At 55.6% G+C, this 313-nt stretch carries 1 protein-coding gene; it reads right to left on the reverse strand.

Annotated elements, in window-relative coordinates; all coding sequences use genetic code 11:
• Nucleotides 1-313: Rho termination factor N-terminal domain-containing protein (locus tag AK963_RS30825; protein ID WP_238593922.1), on the reverse strand; the 313-nt coding region annotated here is incomplete at both ends.

Below are 313 nucleotides of genomic sequence, written 5' to 3' on the forward strand. Positions count from 1 at the left end.
CCACGGCACAACAACCCGGTTTCAGCGTCCTCCCAGTAGATAGACCGTTCAGCAACCCCTTTAGAAAACGCCTTGGAGGCTTTGTCGTGGTTTTGCACCGAAGCCATCACCCCACGACACAGATCCATGTCGTTTTCCGACAGCACCGTGGCGGCTGCTTCCACTTCGGCCACTACCTCATCCCAGAAGCGGGTATCCGGAGCCACCTCTAAGATCGCTTGTTTCAGATCATCCTTTTTCAGCTTGGAGTAACCCGTAATACCGAGGGCTTTGCAGTGCTCCTTGAGCTTGACATCCGCCACCGGGATGACCC

Origin of the sequence: Endozoicomonas atrinae (assembly GCF_001647025.1) — a bacterium.
Taxonomy (GTDB): domain Bacteria; phylum Pseudomonadota; class Gammaproteobacteria; order Pseudomonadales; family Endozoicomonadaceae; genus Endozoicomonas; species Endozoicomonas atrinae.